This window comes from Streptomyces sp. ISL-11 (assembly GCF_018614525.1).
Taxonomy (GTDB): Bacteria; Actinomycetota; Actinomycetes; order Streptomycetales; family Streptomycetaceae; genus Streptomyces.
Genome location: NZ_JAGGOL010000083.1, coordinates 1 through 15,399 on the forward strand (window position 1 = coordinate 1; position 15,399 = coordinate 15,399).

Below are 15,399 nucleotides of genomic sequence, written 5' to 3' on the forward strand. Positions count from 1 at the left end.
GCGCGGCACTGGCTGGACCCGGCGGTGCGCGACGCGACCGTGGCCGTCGCGGAGCGGCTCGCGGCGCTGGGGCACGACGTGGTCGCCGAGGAGCCGCGCTACGGGCTGATCGGGCTGACCTTCGTGCCGCGCTCGATGGCCGGGATCCGGGACTGGGCCGGCCGCGTGCCCGACCGGGCGCTGCTGGACGCGCGGACGAAGGTGAACGTGCGCGGCGGGCTGCTGCTGGGCGGGGGAGTGCTGCGGGTGGCGCGGGCGGCGGAGGAGCCGCTGCGGCGCCGGGTGGGGGAGATCTTCGACCGCTTCGACGTGGTCCTCACGCCCAGCACGGCCGTGCCGCCGCTGCGTACCGGCGAACTGTCCCACCTCTCCAGCCGGCACACGGACGCGGCGATGATCGCGGCGTGTCCGTACTCGTGGCCGTGGAACGTCCTGGGCTGGCCGGGGATGAACGTGCCGGCCGGGTTCACGGAGGAAGGGCTTCCGCTGGGCGCGCAGCTGCTCGGCCCGGCGGACAGCGAGCCCCTGCTGGTCTCGCTGGCGGCCCAACTGGAGGACGACCAGCGCTGGTTCGAGCGGTGGCCGGAGGGTGTGGGCGTGGCGGCGTAGTGCTCGGCGGCGGGCCGACCGGTCCGCCTGCGCCGGGTCCGTGCCGTCCGCACCACCGCTGAGCGGCGGTGTCCTCAAGTTCCCCCAGCTACCGCTGGGGGTGCCCCCAACAGGCTGAGAGGGGCTGGGTCCGGCCGTGATCAAGCCTGTCTGGGGGCACCTCCCAGCGGTAGCTGGGGGAGCTTGAGGACGCGCCCGCAGGGCGCTCGCCGTCGCAGGCGGCGAGGACGGCCCGCGGGCGAAGACCCGCCGGATACCCATCGCTCGCCGTCGCAGGCCCTCCGCGGCGGACATGGCCGAGAGCGCCATCCCGTGAGACGCGCGGACATGTAATCGAGACGGAAGGCCATTCTGCGGCTCGTTCGATCTCCCTAGAGTTGAGGACATCGAGCAGGACACCGAGTCGGCCGACAACCGGTCGCGATCCAGGGAGAGTTACCGTGCGCGCAGTGATCCAGAAGTCCTTCGGCGGCCCCGAGGTCCTGGAGGTCGTGGAGAGGGACCGGCCGAAGCCGCTGGCCGGCGAGGTCCTCGTCAAGGTCCACGCCAGTGCGGTCAACCCCGTGGACGTGGCCGTACGGTCCGGCGCCTTCCCGCTGCTCGGCGAGCCGCCGTTCGGCGTGGGCTGGGACATCTCCGGCGTGGTCGAGGAGGCCGGCCCCGGCGCCGGGTTCGAGCCCGGCGACGAGGTGTACGGCATGCCGCTCTTCCCCCGTGCCGCCACCGGCTACGCCGAGTACGTCCTCGCCCCGTCCGGGCAGCTGGCCCGCAAGCCCGCCTCGCTCGACCACGTGCACGCCGCCGCCATCCCCCTCGCGGCGCTCACGGCCTGGCAGGGCCTGGTGCGGGAGGCGGGCGTCAAGGAGGGCGACCGGGTGCTGATCCACCGCGCGGCCGGCGGCGTCGGCCACTTCGCGGTGCAGATCGCGAAGGCACGCGGCGCCCATGTGATCGCCCTCGCGAGCGAGTCCCGGCACGACTTCGTCCGCGGCCTCGGCGCCGACGAGGTCATCGACTACCGGACCACCGACTTCACCGAGGCCGTCAAGGACGCCGACGTGGTCCTCGACTCCACGGCCCAGGGCGACCTCTCGCTCGGCGTGGTGCGCCCCGGCGGCGTGCTCATCAGCATCCTGGAGCACCACGACGCGGAGCTCGCCGCCCGCGTCGAGGCGGCCGGGCGGCGCTTCGCCGGTGTCTCGGTCGAGCCGGACGGTGCCGCGCTGGAGGCCATCGCCGAGCTGGTCGACGCGGGCGTGATCAGCCCGTACGTCCAGGAGACGTTCCCGCTGGAGAAGGCCGGCGAGGCGCACGAGCTGGTCGGCTCGGGGCGCGTACAGGGCAAGATTGTCCTGACGGTCTGACCGGGACGGGCCGCACGAGGGAGGGCGGGACCGGATGGACATCCTCACCGAGGCGCTGGCCTCGATGCGCACCGGACGCCCGGCGTCCGTACGGACCAACGGCCATGCCCCCTGGGGGCTGCGGCTGCCGCCGGTCGCGGGCGCCGGGTTCCACGTGGTGCTGTACGGGACCTGCTGGCTGGTCCCCCTCGAAGACGCCCCATCGCATCCGGAGCCGATCCCGCTGAGCCCCGGCGACGTGATCTTCCTGCGCGACGGGCGGGGCCACATCCTCGCCGATCATCCCTCCACCCCGCCCGAGGAGCCCCCGGCCGAGCAGTGCCGGGCGGGGTCGTCGATCGGCTCGGTCACGATCGGCGGCGAGGGGCCGGAGGCCAGGCTGCTGTGCGGCAACTACCACCTGGACCAGGGCCGTCCGCACCCCTTGGTCCGCCAGCTGCCCGAGGTGATCCATCTGCCGACGCGGCACGGCCGTCACCCGGAGCTGAGCGCCGCCGTCCAACTCCTGGGCTCCGAGCTGGAGAACCCGCGCGTCGGTTCGGACGGTATCGTGCCCGCCCTGATCGACTCGCTGCTCCTCTACATCCTGCGGGCCTGGCTGGACGATCAGCCCCCGGCCGCCGCGCGGGGCTGGGCGGCGGCCCTGAGCGACGCGGTGGTGGCGTCCGCGCTGTCGGCCCTTCACGACGATCCGTCGGCGGCGTGGACGGTGGAGTCGCTGGCGGAGCGGACCGGGCTGTCCCGTGCCGCCTTCGCCCGGCGGTTCACCGCGCTGGTGGGCGAACCGCCGATGGCCTATCTGACCCGCTGGCGGATGACGACGGCGGCCCGTCTGCTGCGCGAGTCCGACGCCCCGCTGACGACGGTCGCCGCCCGTACCGGATACGGCTCGGAGTTCGCCTTCGCCAAGGCGTTCAAGCGGGAGTACGGCATGGCCCCGGGCGGCTACCGGCGCGGGATCCGGGCGGCCTAGGCGGTGTCCGGCTGCGGGCTGTCCTCGCTGCCTGCGGCGGCGGGCGCCCTGCGGGCGCGTCCTCGAGCGCCGGACGGGCTGAATCCTGGCTGAGCTCAGCCGATTTCAGCCCGTCCGGCGCTAACGGGGAGCGCCGTGCGTAAGGAGCAGGAGGGCGGCGACGGCGACGATCGGAGTGATCACGATGAGCGCGAGGCCGGCCGGGTTGCGGTGGTGGTAGACCCATCGGGTGCCGTAGCGCTGGCGGATGAAGAGCGGCTGATGGTCGTCGTGGTCGTCGTCGGGGCGCATGCGACCAGACTACGGACGCGCGTTCGATGGGGCGACCGTTTTGTCGCCACCCTGTCGCGTTGTGGCAGAGCCGGTACGGGCCGCTGACCGGACCGGCATCTTCCGTCGGCAACTACGGTGCGAGGACGTCCAGTTCCTCCATGGCGCCGATGGTGATCTCCCGGGTCAGGGCCTCGGCGCGGGCCGCGTCGCGCTCCCGGACGGCCTCGGCGACGCGTACGTGGAGGGTGACGGCGGCCGGATCGGGGTTGGTGAACATCACCTGGTGCTCCGTGCGGCCGGTGAGGACCTCGGCGACGACGTCCCCGAGCCGGGCGAACATCTCATTGCCGGACGCGCGCAGGATCACGCGGTGGAAGGCGACGTCGTGCACCAGATAGCCGGCCAGCTGCTGACCGCGCGAGGTGGCGACCATGCCCAGGGCGTGCTCGGTGAGCTCGGCACACTGCTCGGGGGTGGCCAGGCGGGCGGCGAGCCCGGCCGCGACGGGCTCCACGGCCGAGCGCAGCACGGTCAGGGAGCGCAGCTGGCGCGGACGGTCGGCGCCGGCCAGCCGCCAGCGGATGACCTGTGGGTCGTAGACGTTCCACTCCTCGATGGGCAGGACGGTCACGCCGACCCGGCGCCGGGAGGTGACCAGGCGCATCGACTCCAGGACGCGGATCGCCTCACGGATGACCGTGCGCGAGACCTCGAAGCGCTCCTCCAGCTCATCGGTGCGCAGGACCGTGCCGGGCGCGTACTCGCCTGCCGTGATCGCGGGCCCGAGGGACTCCAGCACGCGCGCGTGCAGCCCCTGCCCCTGGATTTCCATGGGGTCAGCCTACGGTTCCGCCCCCGGCCACATTAAGTATGACTTTTAAGTCACGGGCCTTGAATACGTCGTATCAATGAGCTTGGGTAGGGCCATCGCCCCGGGCGAACCCTCATCGACTCACCGAGGCCGCCCACCGACGTCGACGAGGACAGCGAGGTAGCGATGCAGGCCCCTCACGCCCCCCAGGTCGTGGCCGTCATGGGAGTGTCCGGCACGGGCAAGACCACGGTCGGCCCGCTGGTCGCGGAGGCTCTCGGCGTCCCCTACGCCGAGGGCGACGACTTCCACCCGCCCGCCAACATCGCCAAGATGTCGTCCGGCACCCCCCTGGACGACGCCGACCGCGCCCCCTGGCTCGACGCCATCGGCGCATGGGCGCTCGGCCGCGCGGGCCAGGGCGGCGTGGTGAGCTGCTCCGCCCTCAAGCGCGCCTACCGCGACCGGCTGCGGGCGGCCGCACCCGGCATCGTCTTCCTCCATCTCACCGGCGACCGCGCCCTGATCACCGCCCGCATGGCCACCCGCAAGGGCCACTTCATGACCTCCCGGCTCCTGGACTCGCAGTTCGCGACCCTCGAACCGCTCGAAGCGGACGAGGCCGGCGTCGCCGTGGACGTCGCCCCCGGCCCCGAGGCCATCGCCGAGCGGGCCACGGTTGCGCTGCGCCGCCTTCAGGGGCGGCCCTAGGTGTGTCCGGCGGGTCTTCGGCTGCGGGTCGTCCTTGCCGCCTGCGGCGGCGGGCGCCCTGCGGGCGCGTCCTCAATCTCCCCCAGCTACCGCTGGGGGTGCCCCCAACAGGCTGGATTGCGGCTGGGCTCAGCCGATTTCAGCCGTCCCGTGCTTGAGGACACCACCGCGCAGCGGTGGTGCGCACGACACGCCCCGCAGCGCCCGCTCGCCTGACCCGCCGGACGCGGCACAGCCCGCCCCCAACTCCCTTCTCTCCCTTTAGGAAGCCCCGTGAGCACTCTCAGCGTCGAGATGCTGGCCGCGGCCCCCGCCGAACCGATCACCTCGGCGGGTCACGCACAGCTGGGGATCGCCGTCCTCGTCGGCATCGCCGTCATCGTCCTCCTCATCACCCGCTTCAAGCTGCACGCCTTTCTCTCCCTGACCATCGGCTCGCTGGTGCTCGGCGCCGTCGCGGGCGCGCCCGTCGACAAGGCCATCACCTCCTTCACCACCGGCCTCGGCGGTACGGTCGCGGGTGTCGGCGTCCTCATCGCGCTCGGCTCGATCCTCGGCAAGCTGCTGGCCGACTCCGGCGGCGCCGACCAGATCGTGGACACGATCCTGGCCAGAGCGGGCACCCGGTCCATGCCCTGGGCGATGGTGCTGATCGCGGGCATCATCGGGCTTCCGCTGTTCTTCGAGGTCGGGATCGTGCTGCTGATCCCGGTGGTGCTCCTGGTCGCCAAGCGCGGCAACTTCTCCCTGATGCGCATCGGCATCCCCGCCCTGGCCGGGCTGTCCGTGATGCACGGCCTGGTGCCGCCCCACCCCGGCCCGCTGGCCGCCATCGACGCCATCGGCGCCAACCTCGGCGTGACCCTCGCGCTCGGCGTGCTCGTCGCCGTGCCGACCGCCGTCATCGCCGGCCCGCTCTTCTCCCGCCTCGCCGCCCGCTGGGTCGACATCACCCCGCCCGAGAAGCTGATACCTCAGCGGCCCTCGGAGGAACTCGAAACCCGCCCGAGCTTCGCCGCCACCGTGGGCACCGTGCTGCTCCCCGTCGTGCTGATGCTCGCCAAGGCCCTCGTCGACATCGTCGTCGACGACCCCAAGGACCACGTCCAGCGTGTCACCGACGTCATCGGCTCCCCGCTGATCGCCCTGCTCGTCGCCGTCCTCGTCGGGCTGTTCACCCTCGGCCGGGCCGCCGGCTTCGGCCGCGACCGGCTCGCCACGACCGTCGAGAAGTCCCTGGTGCCCATCGCCGGCATCCTGCTGATCGTCGGCGCGGGCGGCGGCTTCAAGCAGACCCTGATCGACGTCGGCGTCGGCCGGATGATCCTGGACATCTCCGAGGACTGGTCGGTCTCCGCACTGCTGCTGGCCTGGCTGATCGCGGTGGGCATCCGGCTCGCGACGGGCTCGGCGACGGTCGCCACGATCTCGGCCGCCGGTCTGGTCGCCCCGCTCGCCGACGGCATGAGCACCACCCACGCGGCCCTCCTCGTCCTGGCCGTCGGCGCGGGCTCGCTGTTCTTCAGCCACGTCAACGACGCCGGATTCTGGATGGTCAAGGAGTACTTCGGCATGAGCGTCGGTCAGACGATCAGGACCTGGTCGCTGATGGAGACGGTGATCTCCGTGGTGTCGCTGGTGTTCGTGCTGCTGCTGTCGCTGGTGTTGTAGCGGTTTCCAGGGAAGTCGCGCCATGGCCGTCAGATAGACGTCCGGGCGACTCCGTTGGCCGACCGCCCTGTCCGGCGTTCCGGTGAACGGGCTGCCGCCAGGGGCGGGTACGCCGCCGAGGGGCGCGCAGATGCGGCCGGGCCCGCGTGGGCACGGCCGCACCGGAAGCGGAGGATCAGTGGGCGGTGCCCGAGGACCAGATCGCCTGGCTGCCGTCGTAGATCACGACATTGCCGTCGTCCTGGACGGCGAGGCGCGAGCCCGGGTGGCCCGCGGTCCGGGAATTCCACACCGCGCGGCCGGAGCGGGTGTAGACGACGAAATTGCCGTCGGTCTGGAACTGGGCCGTCCAGCCCTGGCCCACCGTGTGGGAGGCCCAGCGGGCGCGGCCGAACTCGTCGTAGATGACGAGGTTTCCGTCGGACTGCATGACCAGCCGGGCCGTGTCGGAACTTACCGACTGGTTGTGGCCGAGCGCGAACGGTGCCTCGTACGTCCGGCTGGCCTTGATCTTGGCCTGCACCGCCTGGCCGGCGGTGGACGGAGACGTGTGGTGCGCGGGGGCCGCGCTCGCCTGGCCGGCGAGTGTCATGGCGGCGAGGGCGGAGGTTGCGAGAAGTACGACGGTTCTCTTCTTTCTCTTCCCCACCAGAGAACTCCTTGCGTCAGCTGGTTCATCCGTGCGGTGCCCGGCCGGGCACCGCACGCCGGACTCTGGCATCAAGTCCGCGGCGGAAGAATCCACCGCGCACGGCCCTGACGTGTTCGCACCACTCTTTGACCTGAAAGCGCGGACGCCCCCTCAGACGCGGCAGCCCGGATGTCCCCAGCCGGAGTCCAGCTTGGTGATGGCTTCCCCCGCCGCGTACGGCGTGCCGCACGTGCAGCGTCCCGGGAACTTCGCCTTGATGGTCCGCGCCCCGCCGCGGGGTGCCGACTTCGGGGCGGTGGACTTCTTCGCGGTGCGCGCCGGGGTGGCACGGGCCGGGGCCGGTACGGGCATGTCCGCGTCGCCCAGTGCCGTCCCGGCGGGCTGCTGGGAGGTGGCGGCGTCGCTGGCGGCCTGATCCGCGATCGCGTTGAGGTGATCGCCGTCCTCGCGGTGCGCCGGGACGTAGCGGAACTCCACGTCCCGGCCGGTCAGCAACTGATCGATCCGTTCGACCAGTTCACGGTTGGCGACCGGCTTGCCTCCCGAGGTCTTCCAGCCGTTGCGCTTCCAGCCGGGCAGCCACTGGGTCACCGCCTTCATGGCGTACTGGGAGTCCATGCGCACCTCCAGCGGCGTCCCGGGCGGGACGGTCTCCAGGAGATCCTTCAGGGCGGTCAGCTCCGCCACGTTGTTGGTGGCGGTGCCCAGTGGGCCGGCGGCCCAGCGCTCGGGCCGCCCTTGCGGATCGGCGATGACCCAGGCCCACGCGGCCGGCCCGGGGTTCCCCTTCGACGCGCCGTCGCAGGCGGCAATGATGCGGTCAGACATCACCCGATCATGCCAGTGGTCACCCGGGGACGGAAAACGAGGCGCGGCCAGGGCTGGTCAGCGGCTGATCAGGGGCTGGTCAACGCCGTCATGTACTCCCGCACGTCCGCCGGGTCGTCCGTCGCCAGCCCTATATAGCCGTCCGGTCGGACCAGGAACAGCCCCGAACCGTACGCCGCCTTCACATGCCCGTCCCGGTCGGTCAGATCCGGGTCCGGCCCACCGGTGCGGTACGTACGCACCCACGCGGCGTCCGGCGCCGGGACGGGCGTGTCGGTGAGGGCCAGCAGCGTGAAGTGCGGGCCACGGAAGGCGTCGAAGAGCCGGAACGCGGCACCGGAGGCGTCCGCGCAGGGCGCGTCCGGTGCCCGGTCGCCCGCCCGCAGGGCTCCCTCGGGAAGGTCCCGGCGCAACTCGCGGGTGAGCGGGCTCTCGCGGTAACCCAGACCCAGCTGAAGGGTCTCCTTGCCGCGGCTGGAGAGGCCCTGGGAGCTGCTGGCCCGGTCCTCGGCGTGAACCCGCGTGCTCAGGCCCAGCACATCCGCGGCCACCTTCAGCCGCTCCGTGTCGTACGAGTCCAGCAGTGCGTCCGGTGCGCCGTGCCGGAGCACCGCGCCCAGCTTCCAGCCGAGGTTGTACGCGTCCTGGACGCTGGTGTTCAGTCCCTGGCCGCCCGCCGGGGAGTGGACGTGGGCCGCGTCCCCCGCGAGCAGCACCCGGCCGTCGCGGAACCGCTCCGCCATCGCCGCCCGCGCGCGGTAGACCGAGGACCACCGCACCTCGCCCACTCGCAGATCCGTCAGCCCGGTGCGCTGGGCCAGCAGCGCGGCCAGCGCCTCCGGGGCGGCGTCGCGCGCCGGATCCGGCTCGTACGTGGTGTCGTTGAAACCGGCGATGAGCTGGAACTCCGCCGCGCCCTCCAGCGGCCGCAGCGCGAAAAGCCCGCCCTCGGCCTTGGGCCACATGTGCCAGTGCCCCCGGTCGATCCCCTCCAGCAGTACGTCCGCGATCAGCACCGGGCGCGGGTCCACGGCCTCGCCCGTGAAGGGCACGCCGAGGGCCTTGCGCACCGCGCTGCGGCCCCCGTCCGACCCCACCAGATAGGTGGCCCGCACGGTCTCGGCCGTGCCGTCGGCGCGCCGCAGCGTGGCCGTGACGCCGTCCGCGTCCTGGGTGAAGCCGGTCAGCTCGGTGCTGAAGTCGACCCTTCCGCCCAGCTCTTCGAGGCGCGCGTACAGCAGCTCGACCGTGCGCCACTGCGGAAGCATCAGCACCTCGGGATACGGCACGTCGGGCGTGGCCTCGGCACGCGGGACCAGGTCCCACTCGCGGACGCGCCGCGACCCCTCCCAGTTCTGCACGAGAGGCACGGGTCCGCCCGCCTCCATGAGCGCCGCGAGCGCGCCCAGGTCGTCCATGACCTCCAGGGTGCGCGGCTGGAGTGCCGTACCCCGCGAACCCGGGAAGCCGCGCTCGGAACGCTCGACGAGGCGGTACCGCACGCCGCGCCGGGCGAGGTCGATGGCCAGGACGAGGCCGGTCGGCCCGGCGCCCGCGATCAGTACTTCGGTGTCCATGAGGGAACCCCCCTTAACGTTGTTAAGTTGCTCCGCCTCCAGAATGAACTGAACAGCGTTAAGCTGTCAAGGTGGCCAACCGAATCGACCGTGCCCTCGTCACGGACACCGCCCTGCGCCTGCTGAACGAAGTGGGCCTCGAAGGGCTCACCCTGCGCCGGATCGCCAAGGAGCTGGACGTCCAGGCCCCGGCGCTCTACTGGCACTTCAAGAACAAGCAGGAACTGCTCGACGAGATGGCGACGGAGATGTTCCGGCGCATGACGCCGGACCTGATGCCCGCCGAGGGGGCGGGCTGGCAGGAGGCCATGGCGCACGCCACCCGTGTGGTGCGCCGCGCGCTGCTCGGTTACCGCGACGGCGCGAAGGTCTTCAGCGGCACGCGCTTCACCGACGCCTCGTACGCCACGCCCCTGGAGGAATTCCTGCGCATCAGCGTGGAATCGGGCTTCAGTCCGCGCGGCGCCGCCCGCGCCTGGTTCACGGTGAACACCTACACGATGGGCTACGTGATCGAGGAGCAGTCCGTCCACCCCGTGCCGGGCGAGCGCGACCCCGCGTACGACCAGAACACGCGGGGGGAACGTCTCGGCGGCTCCCCGCTCGCCATAGAGGCCGGCAACGAGTTCTTCGGCGACCTCGACGCGGGCTACGAGGCCGGCCTGCGGGCCGTCATGGCCGGTATCGAGGCCACGCTGTTGAAGGAACCGGGCCATCACTGACTGCACGTCTCCGGCGGGTCTTCGGCTGCGGGCTATCTTTGCCGCCTGCGGCGGCGGGCGCCCTGCGGGTGCGTCCTCAAGCGCCGGACGGGCTTGATTGTGGCTGAGCTCAGCCGAATCAAGCCCGTCCGGCGCTTGAGGACACCGCCGCGCAGCGGTGGTGCGCACGACACGGCCCGCAGCCGCCCGCCCAGCGCTAGCGCCCCCGCACCCCCGTCAGCGACCGCCGCAACACCGGCGTGAGCCGCCGCTCCACCCACCGGTGCAGCGCCCACGCCAGCCCCAGCATCAGCCCGATCGTCAGCGGGAACGTCGCGTACGACGGCACGCCCAGCCCCCGGTGCAGCCCGCCGATCACCACCCAGCCCAGGTGCTCGTGCACCAGGTAGAAGGGGTACGTCAGCGCGCCCGTGACGGTCAGCCAGCGCCAGTCCGCCCAGCGCGCCTTGCCCAGCGCGATCACCGCCACGGCCGCGTAGCCCAGGGCGACGAGGCCAGCGATGACGTAGGGGGAGCGGTAGGAGAAGTAGTGCGGGTTCGGCGGGTGCCACAGGCCCGCCACCGCGTAGTGCTGGCCCACCAGGAAGCTCACCCCGACGATGCCCCAGGACAGGGCGTCGTGGCCGAAGCGGTGGATCAGATACAGGCCGATGCCACCGATGAAGTACGAGGAGTACTCCGGCATCACGACGACGCGCAGCACCTCCACGTGCGACGCGGTCGTCACCGCCGTCGCCAGCGTCCACACCGCGCAGAAGAGCACCACCCGGTGGCGCGTCGCGCCCGGCAGCACCACGAACAGCGCGAAGAGCGCGTAGAAGCGCAGCTCCGCCCAGAGCGTCCAGCACACGCCCAGCACCCGGCGGGCGCCGATGGGCTGCTGGAGCATGGTCAGGTTCACCAGCGTGTCACTGAACGAGACCGTCCGGTACGCCACCCACGGCAGCGCGAACGCCAGCGTGACCAGCAGGATCGCCGCCCAGTAGGCGGGATAGAGGCGGGCCACGCGCGAGGCGAAGAAGGACCGCAGCGGCCGGCCCCAGCCGCTCATGCAGATCACGAAACCGCTGATGACGAAGAAGATCTCCACGCCCAGACAGCCGTAGGCGAACGCGCCGGAGAGCGTCGGGAATTCATGGCGCGGCGAGGACCCCCACGCCCGGCTGACGTCGCCGTCCCGACCGCCGTAGTGGTAGCACGCGACCATCAGCGCCGCGATCAGCCGCAGCCCGTCCAGCGCCCGCAGCCGCCCGGAGCCCTTCCCCTCGGCGGCCTTGTCCGGGCCCCTGTCCGGGCCCTTCTCCGGGACGCCCTCCGGGAGCGCGGCCGGCTCGGCGGTACGGGCCTCGGGCAAGGGCGGAGCGGTCATGTGGTCACCGTTGTCTTCGTCGGTTTCGCCGCCTTCGTGGCCTTACGGGCCAGTCGCCGCCGCACCGCCCGCGCGCGGCGGGCCATCATGCGGACGGTCGGGCTGCGCGGCAGGAACGCGAGCTGGGAGGGGACCGCCCCCGGCAGCGCCAGGGCGGTGAGGCGGCGGCGCTTGAAGTAGCGGCGGGTACGGGTGTCGAGGTGGGCGGCGAGATAGCGCTCGGCGGCCGGGCGCAGGTCGGGCAGGATCTGCGGCTGCATCGCGAAGCCGACGGCGGCCAGCAGCCCGGAGAGCTCCTCGCCCTCCGGCGGCCCGGTGTCCGCCGCGCCCTCCAGGTCCGGCAGCAGCGCGTCGACGAGCGTGGCGGGGACGCGGTTGCTGTTCTGGTACGGGCTGAGCCGTTCCAGCAGCAGGCCGGTGCCGGTGCGGGCGACCGGTAGCCCGTAGAGGGTGCGGGCCGTGAGCAGCGCGGTGGAGAAACAGCCGGCCACCAGGGCGGGCCGGATCCGCCGGCAGACCACCTCGGCCAGCATGGGCGTGTCCAGGACCGTCAGCTCCACGCCGAGCCGCCCGGCCTCCTCCTCCAGCATCCGCGACCAGCGGGCCGGTGCGGTGGGGTGCGGCTTGAACACCAGCACGCGGTGGCCGCGCGCGACCGCGCCGCGCAGCATCCGTACGTACAGCCGCTCCTCCTCCTCGGGTGTGAGGATGTCGAGCGCCGAGAGGTACTGCCCGAGCAGCAGCGCCGCGCCCTCGGGGGCGGCGATCGGGGGAGTGGCGTCGGAGAGCTCGGCCAGCACCTTGGTGAACGCCTCGGCCGGCACGATCTCCGCCCCGACCCCGAACTCCGTGAGCAGCAACGGTCGCAGGCCCGGCACCAGGTCCAGGTGGAGCAGCCGGCGGACGCGGGTGCCGACGAGCGGATCGAGCTTGTTGCGCGTGGGCCCGTAGCTCATCAGCCCGTCGGCGTAGATCTCCAGCGGCGCGTCGGGGAAGCACAGGGCGAGCGCGTGCGCCGGGCTGACCTGGAGCGATTCCACGACGAGCTCGACCTCGGCGGTGCCCAGCTCCCACAGCAGTCTCAAGTGCCGCTCCCACAACGGCGCGTCGTCCGGGCGCGGAGACCAGCCGCTCGGGTGGAGGGGGCTGATCGTCTCGTTCCAGGACAGCACGCCGTCGAAGCGGGCGCGCAGCGGCTCGAAGCCGGGCGCCTCGTCCAGGGCCGGGGCGGTCTCCGGGACGGCCGCGGTGTTGGCGACGAGCAGCAGGCGGCGGTCGGCGGGGGAGAACCGGCCGGCGTCCAGGGCCGCGGCGAGCGTCGCGGCCCCGTACAGCGTCGACGCCAGGAAGATCTGGACGCGCGGGCGGCCGGTCATCGGGCGGCCCCGCCCTCACGGAACGCCTGCCCCGGTGAGCCCTCGTGGTCCGGCCGGTTCCCCGTTCCGGGTGCGACGGGCCGGCGGCGGAGCCGGCGCAACCGGGCGGCGCGGTCGTAGTCCATGGAATTCAACGCGTCCTTGAGCAGGTCGGAGGGCATCCGCCGCAGTGCGGACGCGCTCATCGAACGCAATGTCCGGGCCACTGCCGGTTCGAATCGTTCGATATTGCCGAGGTGGTGGGAAATAATCGCGCAATACGTTCGAACGGCCTTCGGTAGAAGTTTATCCGCGTCCGTATCGCGCGACGTCTCTTCGATTACCTGGTCGAACGCACGGAGGAAATCGAGCTGTCGCACATCGCCGATCTGGGTGAGCGAGGTCGCGACCCCCCGGCGGTAGAAGATCCCGAGCAGTCCGGCCACCGCGAACGTCCGCGCCTCGCGGTGCAGCCGCCAGATCCACGGCCGGTCCTCGGCGGTGCGCAGGCCGTGCGGGAAGTGCAGCAGCCCCTCGTCCAGCAGCCGCCGGTGGTAGATCCCGGCCCAGGCGTAGGGGTAGTCCACCGACGTCGAGCGCTCCACGGGCAGGATCGCGGCGCGCGGGTCGAGCACCACGCCGCGCCGGCCGTCCGGCACGCGGTGGACGGTCCGGATCCGGCCGGTGCACTGGACGTGGTCCGTACGGACGAAATCGACGGCCAGCTCCTCGATCACCGCGAGCAGGCGCTCGTAGTACCCCGGGGCGAGCCAGTCGTCGCCGTCGAGGAAGGTGACGTACTCGCCGCGCGCCCTCTCCAGCCCGGTGTTGCGCGCGGTCGCGAGGCCCTCGTTCACGGCGTGGCGGACGACCTCGGCGCCCGGCAGCTCGCGCCCGGCGCGCTCCAGGAGCTCCGGCGTACCGTCACGGGAACAGTCGTCGACGAGAATGAATTCGAAATCCTCACGGCTGTTCGCCCGCAGACTTCTCAGAGTGTCCGGTGCGAAGGTCTGCACGTTGAAGAACGGCACGATGACGGAGAGCTTGACCACCCGGGTGACCTTAGGCGGCCGTTCGGCATTCGTCTTGACCTGAGGCGGGCGCGAAGGTGAACGAAGGGCGGCGGAACGATGAACCCGCCCTGCCCCCGGACCGATTCGCTGATCGTCGGTTTTCTGTTTACCGGTTGTTGCACCCGTGTTGGGCAACGAAACGGAATGGATTCCTATCGTCGGCGACGTGCCATCACGTACCGCAACACCGCCGCGAGTCGCCGTGCTCGCCGATTCCGACACCCGGTGGAAGTGGGGTGCGCTCACCGCGCACCGCCTCGCCCCGGAGGCCCGGCTCGACGGCTGCCTGCTGAGGGGCCGCGCGACGCCGACGGTCCGCCAGCTGGCGGAGGTCGGCGTGCGGGCGGAGACGCTGCGTGAGGTCACCGCCGCCGAGTTCCTCCGCACGGCCGACCGGACGCGGTACGACATCGTCGTGCTGGCCTGCGTGGGCGGCGCCGTCCAGGCCCTGCTGCACGGACTGGCCCACGCCTGGCACGCCGCGCCCGCCCGCCCGGTCGTCGTCACCGGATACGTCGGCGTCGTCTACGAAAAGCTCGCCGACGGCCTCCTGCTGCGCCACGGCGCCGACGTCGTCCTCGCCAATTCCCCCGAGGACGCCGAGCGGTTCCGCGCCGTCTATGCGGGCGTCGGGGCCTCCGCGGACAGCGTGACGGAGTGGGCCCTGCCGTTCCTGGGCGACGGCGGCGAGGCGGCCACGGAGGGTGAACCGCGCCCGTACACCGTCGTGTTCGCCGCCCAGCCCTCCGTGCCGGAACGCCGGGAGGACCGCGCCTACCTCCTGCGCCGCGCCGCCCAGCATGCCCGCCTGCATCCCACGCGCGACGTCCTCATCAAGCTCCGCAGCAAACCCGGCGAGCACACGACGCACATCGAGGAACTCCCGTACCAGAAGCTCGCTTCCCGGCTGCCGGGCGGCCTGCCGCCCAACTGCCGCCTCGTCCACGGGCACATGGGCGCGGTCCTGGACCGCACCGACCTCCTGGTGACCGTCAGCTCCACCGCCGCTCTGGAATCCCTCCACCGCGGTGTCGCCACCGCCGTCCTCACCGACCTCGGCATCCGCGAGGCCCTCGGCAACCACCACTTCCTCGGCTCCGGCTGCCTCGCCTCCTGGGACCAGCTCGACGCCGGACACCTGCCGGAGCCGGACGCCGGATGGACCGCGCGCCAGGGCGTCGCCTCCGACGGCCCGTACGCCCACGGCACCGCCTTCGCCGCCGCGCGCCGGCGCGTCGCCGAACTCACCGCACGCCCCGCCCTGCCGCCCCTCGCCCCCTACTACACCGTCCGCACCGCCCCCGGCTACCTCCCCGCCGTCCTCGCCCGCCACGGACTCGACCCCCAGGGCCGCCCGCTCCCCGGCCGCGACCGGCCCGGGGACGACGTCGCCGAGCCCAGCGCCCTGCGG

Annotated in this window: 15 protein-coding genes; 7 read left to right on the top strand and 8 right to left on the bottom strand. The window is 72.4% G+C overall.

Translation table 11 applies throughout. The features are described 5' to 3' along the window. From J7E86_RS18225 to J7E86_RS18235, 3 genes are all read left to right on the top strand, one after another. A partial coding sequence (locus J7E86_RS18225; RefSeq protein WP_251019317.1) for an amidase family protein occupies window positions 1-609 on the top strand: 609 nt, incomplete at its 5' end. 440 nt (window positions 610-1,049) lie between these two features. Then, on the top strand, window positions 1,050-1,973 hold the full coding sequence (locus J7E86_RS18230) for an NADP-dependent oxidoreductase (protein WP_215082757.1): 924 nt from the start codon (window positions 1,050-1,052) through the stop codon (window positions 1,971-1,973). A 34-nt stretch (window positions 1,974-2,007) separates the two neighbouring features. Continuing rightward, on the top strand, window positions 2,008-2,946 hold the full coding sequence (locus tag J7E86_RS18235; protein ID WP_215082758.1) for an AraC family transcriptional regulator: 939 nt from the start codon (window positions 2,008-2,010) through the stop codon (window positions 2,944-2,946). A gap of 120 nt (window positions 2,947-3,066) precedes the next feature. On the opposite strand, the gene J7E86_RS18240 is transcribed toward J7E86_RS18235, so the two are convergent. Both J7E86_RS18240 and J7E86_RS18245 read right to left on the bottom strand, forming a co-directional pair. Further along, on the bottom strand, window positions 3,067-3,237 hold the full coding sequence (locus J7E86_RS18240) for a hypothetical protein (protein WP_215082759.1): 171 nt from the start codon (window positions 3,235-3,237) through the stop codon (window positions 3,067-3,069). Between the two features lie 112 nt (window positions 3,238-3,349). Further along, the gene (locus tag J7E86_RS18245) at window positions 3,350-4,051 is read right to left on the bottom strand and encodes a FadR/GntR family transcriptional regulator (protein ID WP_215082760.1); all 702 of its coding nucleotides are present in this window, start codon (window positions 4,049-4,051) and stop codon (window positions 3,350-3,352) included. Between the two features lie 165 nt (window positions 4,052-4,216). Here J7E86_RS18245 and J7E86_RS18250 point away from each other — a divergent pair, with 165 nt between their 5' ends. Both J7E86_RS18250 and J7E86_RS18255 read left to right on the top strand, forming a co-directional pair. Then, entirely contained in the window at window positions 4,217-4,741 is a 525-nt protein-coding gene (locus tag J7E86_RS18250; protein WP_215082761.1) for a gluconokinase, read from the top strand. 273 nt (window positions 4,742-5,014) lie between these two features. Further along, window positions 5,015-6,412 carry a gluconate:H+ symporter gene (locus J7E86_RS18255; protein ID WP_215082762.1) on the top strand — a complete coding sequence of 466 codons (1,398 nt, stop codon included), beginning with the start codon at window positions 5,015-5,017 and terminating at the stop codon, window positions 6,410-6,412. A 175-nt stretch (window positions 6,413-6,587) separates the two neighbouring features. Here J7E86_RS18255 and J7E86_RS18260 read toward each other — a convergent pair whose 3' ends face one another. The 3 genes from J7E86_RS18260 to J7E86_RS18270 form a co-directional block, all read right to left on the bottom strand. Next, window positions 6,588-7,061 carry a hypothetical protein gene (locus J7E86_RS18260; protein WP_215082763.1) on the bottom strand — a complete coding sequence of 158 codons (474 nt, stop codon included), beginning with the start codon at window positions 7,059-7,061 and terminating at the stop codon, window positions 6,588-6,590. A gap of 153 nt (window positions 7,062-7,214) precedes the next feature. Then, window positions 7,215-7,892: a ribonuclease H gene (locus J7E86_RS18265; protein WP_215082764.1), complete on the bottom strand. Its 678-nt coding sequence runs from the start codon at window positions 7,890-7,892 to the stop codon at window positions 7,215-7,217. 68 nt (window positions 7,893-7,960) lie between these two features. Beyond that, entirely contained in the window at window positions 7,961-9,469 is a 1,509-nt protein-coding gene (locus J7E86_RS18270; protein ID WP_215082765.1) for an FAD-dependent monooxygenase, read from the bottom strand. Window positions 9,470-9,540: 71 nt separating this feature from the next. Here J7E86_RS18270 and J7E86_RS18275 point away from each other — a divergent pair, with 71 nt between their 5' ends. Next, window positions 9,541-10,191 (top strand): TetR/AcrR family transcriptional regulator C-terminal domain-containing protein, encoded by a 651-nt coding sequence (locus J7E86_RS18275; RefSeq protein ID WP_215082766.1) that lies wholly within the window; start codon window positions 9,541-9,543, stop codon window positions 10,189-10,191. Window positions 10,192-10,387: 196 nt separating this feature from the next. Here the strand turns inward: J7E86_RS18275 and J7E86_RS18280 are convergent, their stop codons facing one another. Genes J7E86_RS18280 through J7E86_RS18290 form a run of 3 tightly spaced genes read right to left on the bottom strand, consistent with a single transcriptional unit; the run spans window position 10,388 to window position 13,967 of the window. Next, window positions 10,388-11,560 (bottom strand): acyltransferase, encoded by a 1,173-nt coding sequence (locus J7E86_RS18280; protein WP_215082767.1) that lies wholly within the window; start codon window positions 11,558-11,560, stop codon window positions 10,388-10,390. Then, on the bottom strand, window positions 11,557-12,936 hold the full coding sequence (locus tag J7E86_RS18285) for an alpha-2,8-polysialyltransferase family protein (protein ID WP_215082768.1): 1,380 nt from the start codon (window positions 12,934-12,936) through the stop codon (window positions 11,557-11,559). The genes J7E86_RS18280 and J7E86_RS18285 overlap by 4 nt, the downstream gene beginning before the upstream one ends. Next, a complete protein-coding gene (locus J7E86_RS18290) occupies window positions 12,933-13,967 on the bottom strand; it encodes a glycosyltransferase family 2 protein (RefSeq protein ID WP_215082769.1) in 1,035 nt (344 codons plus the stop codon). Before J7E86_RS18290 ends, J7E86_RS18285 begins: the two co-directional genes overlap by 4 nt. A 187-nt stretch (window positions 13,968-14,154) precedes the next feature. Here J7E86_RS18290 and J7E86_RS18295 point away from each other — a divergent pair. After that, the coding region (locus J7E86_RS18295) for a DUF6716 putative glycosyltransferase (RefSeq protein ID WP_308312633.1) at window positions 14,155-15,399 on the top strand (1,245 nt) is incomplete at its 3' end.

Excerpts from the sequence above, each read along its gene's own strand:
- J7E86_RS18235 (WP_215082758.1), top strand. The coding sequence starts at position 2,008 with ATGGACATCCTCACCGAGGCGCTGGCCTCGATGCGCACCGGACGCCCG.
- J7E86_RS18240 (WP_215082759.1), bottom strand. The coding sequence starts at position 3,237 with ATGCGCCCCGACGACGACCACGACGACCATCAGCCGCTCTTCATCCGC.
- J7E86_RS18245 (WP_215082760.1), bottom strand. The coding sequence starts at position 4,051 with ATGGAAATCCAGGGGCAGGGGCTGCACGCGCGCGTGCTGGAGTCCCTC.
- J7E86_RS18250 (WP_215082761.1), top strand. The coding sequence starts at position 4,217 with ATGCAGGCCCCTCACGCCCCCCAGGTCGTGGCCGTCATGGGAGTGTCC.
- J7E86_RS18265 (WP_215082764.1), bottom strand. The coding sequence starts at position 7,892 with ATGTCTGACCGCATCATTGCCGCCTGCGACGGCGCGTCGAAGGGGAAC.
- J7E86_RS18270 (WP_215082765.1), bottom strand. The coding sequence starts at position 9,469 with ATGGACACCGAAGTACTGATCGCGGGCGCCGGGCCGACCGGCCTCGTC.
- J7E86_RS18280 (WP_215082767.1), bottom strand. The coding sequence starts at position 11,560 with ATGACCGCTCCGCCCTTGCCCGAGGCCCGTACCGCCGAGCCGGCCGCG.
- J7E86_RS18285 (WP_215082768.1), bottom strand. The coding sequence starts at position 12,936 with ATGACCGGCCGCCCGCGCGTCCAGATCTTCCTGGCGTCGACGCTGTAC.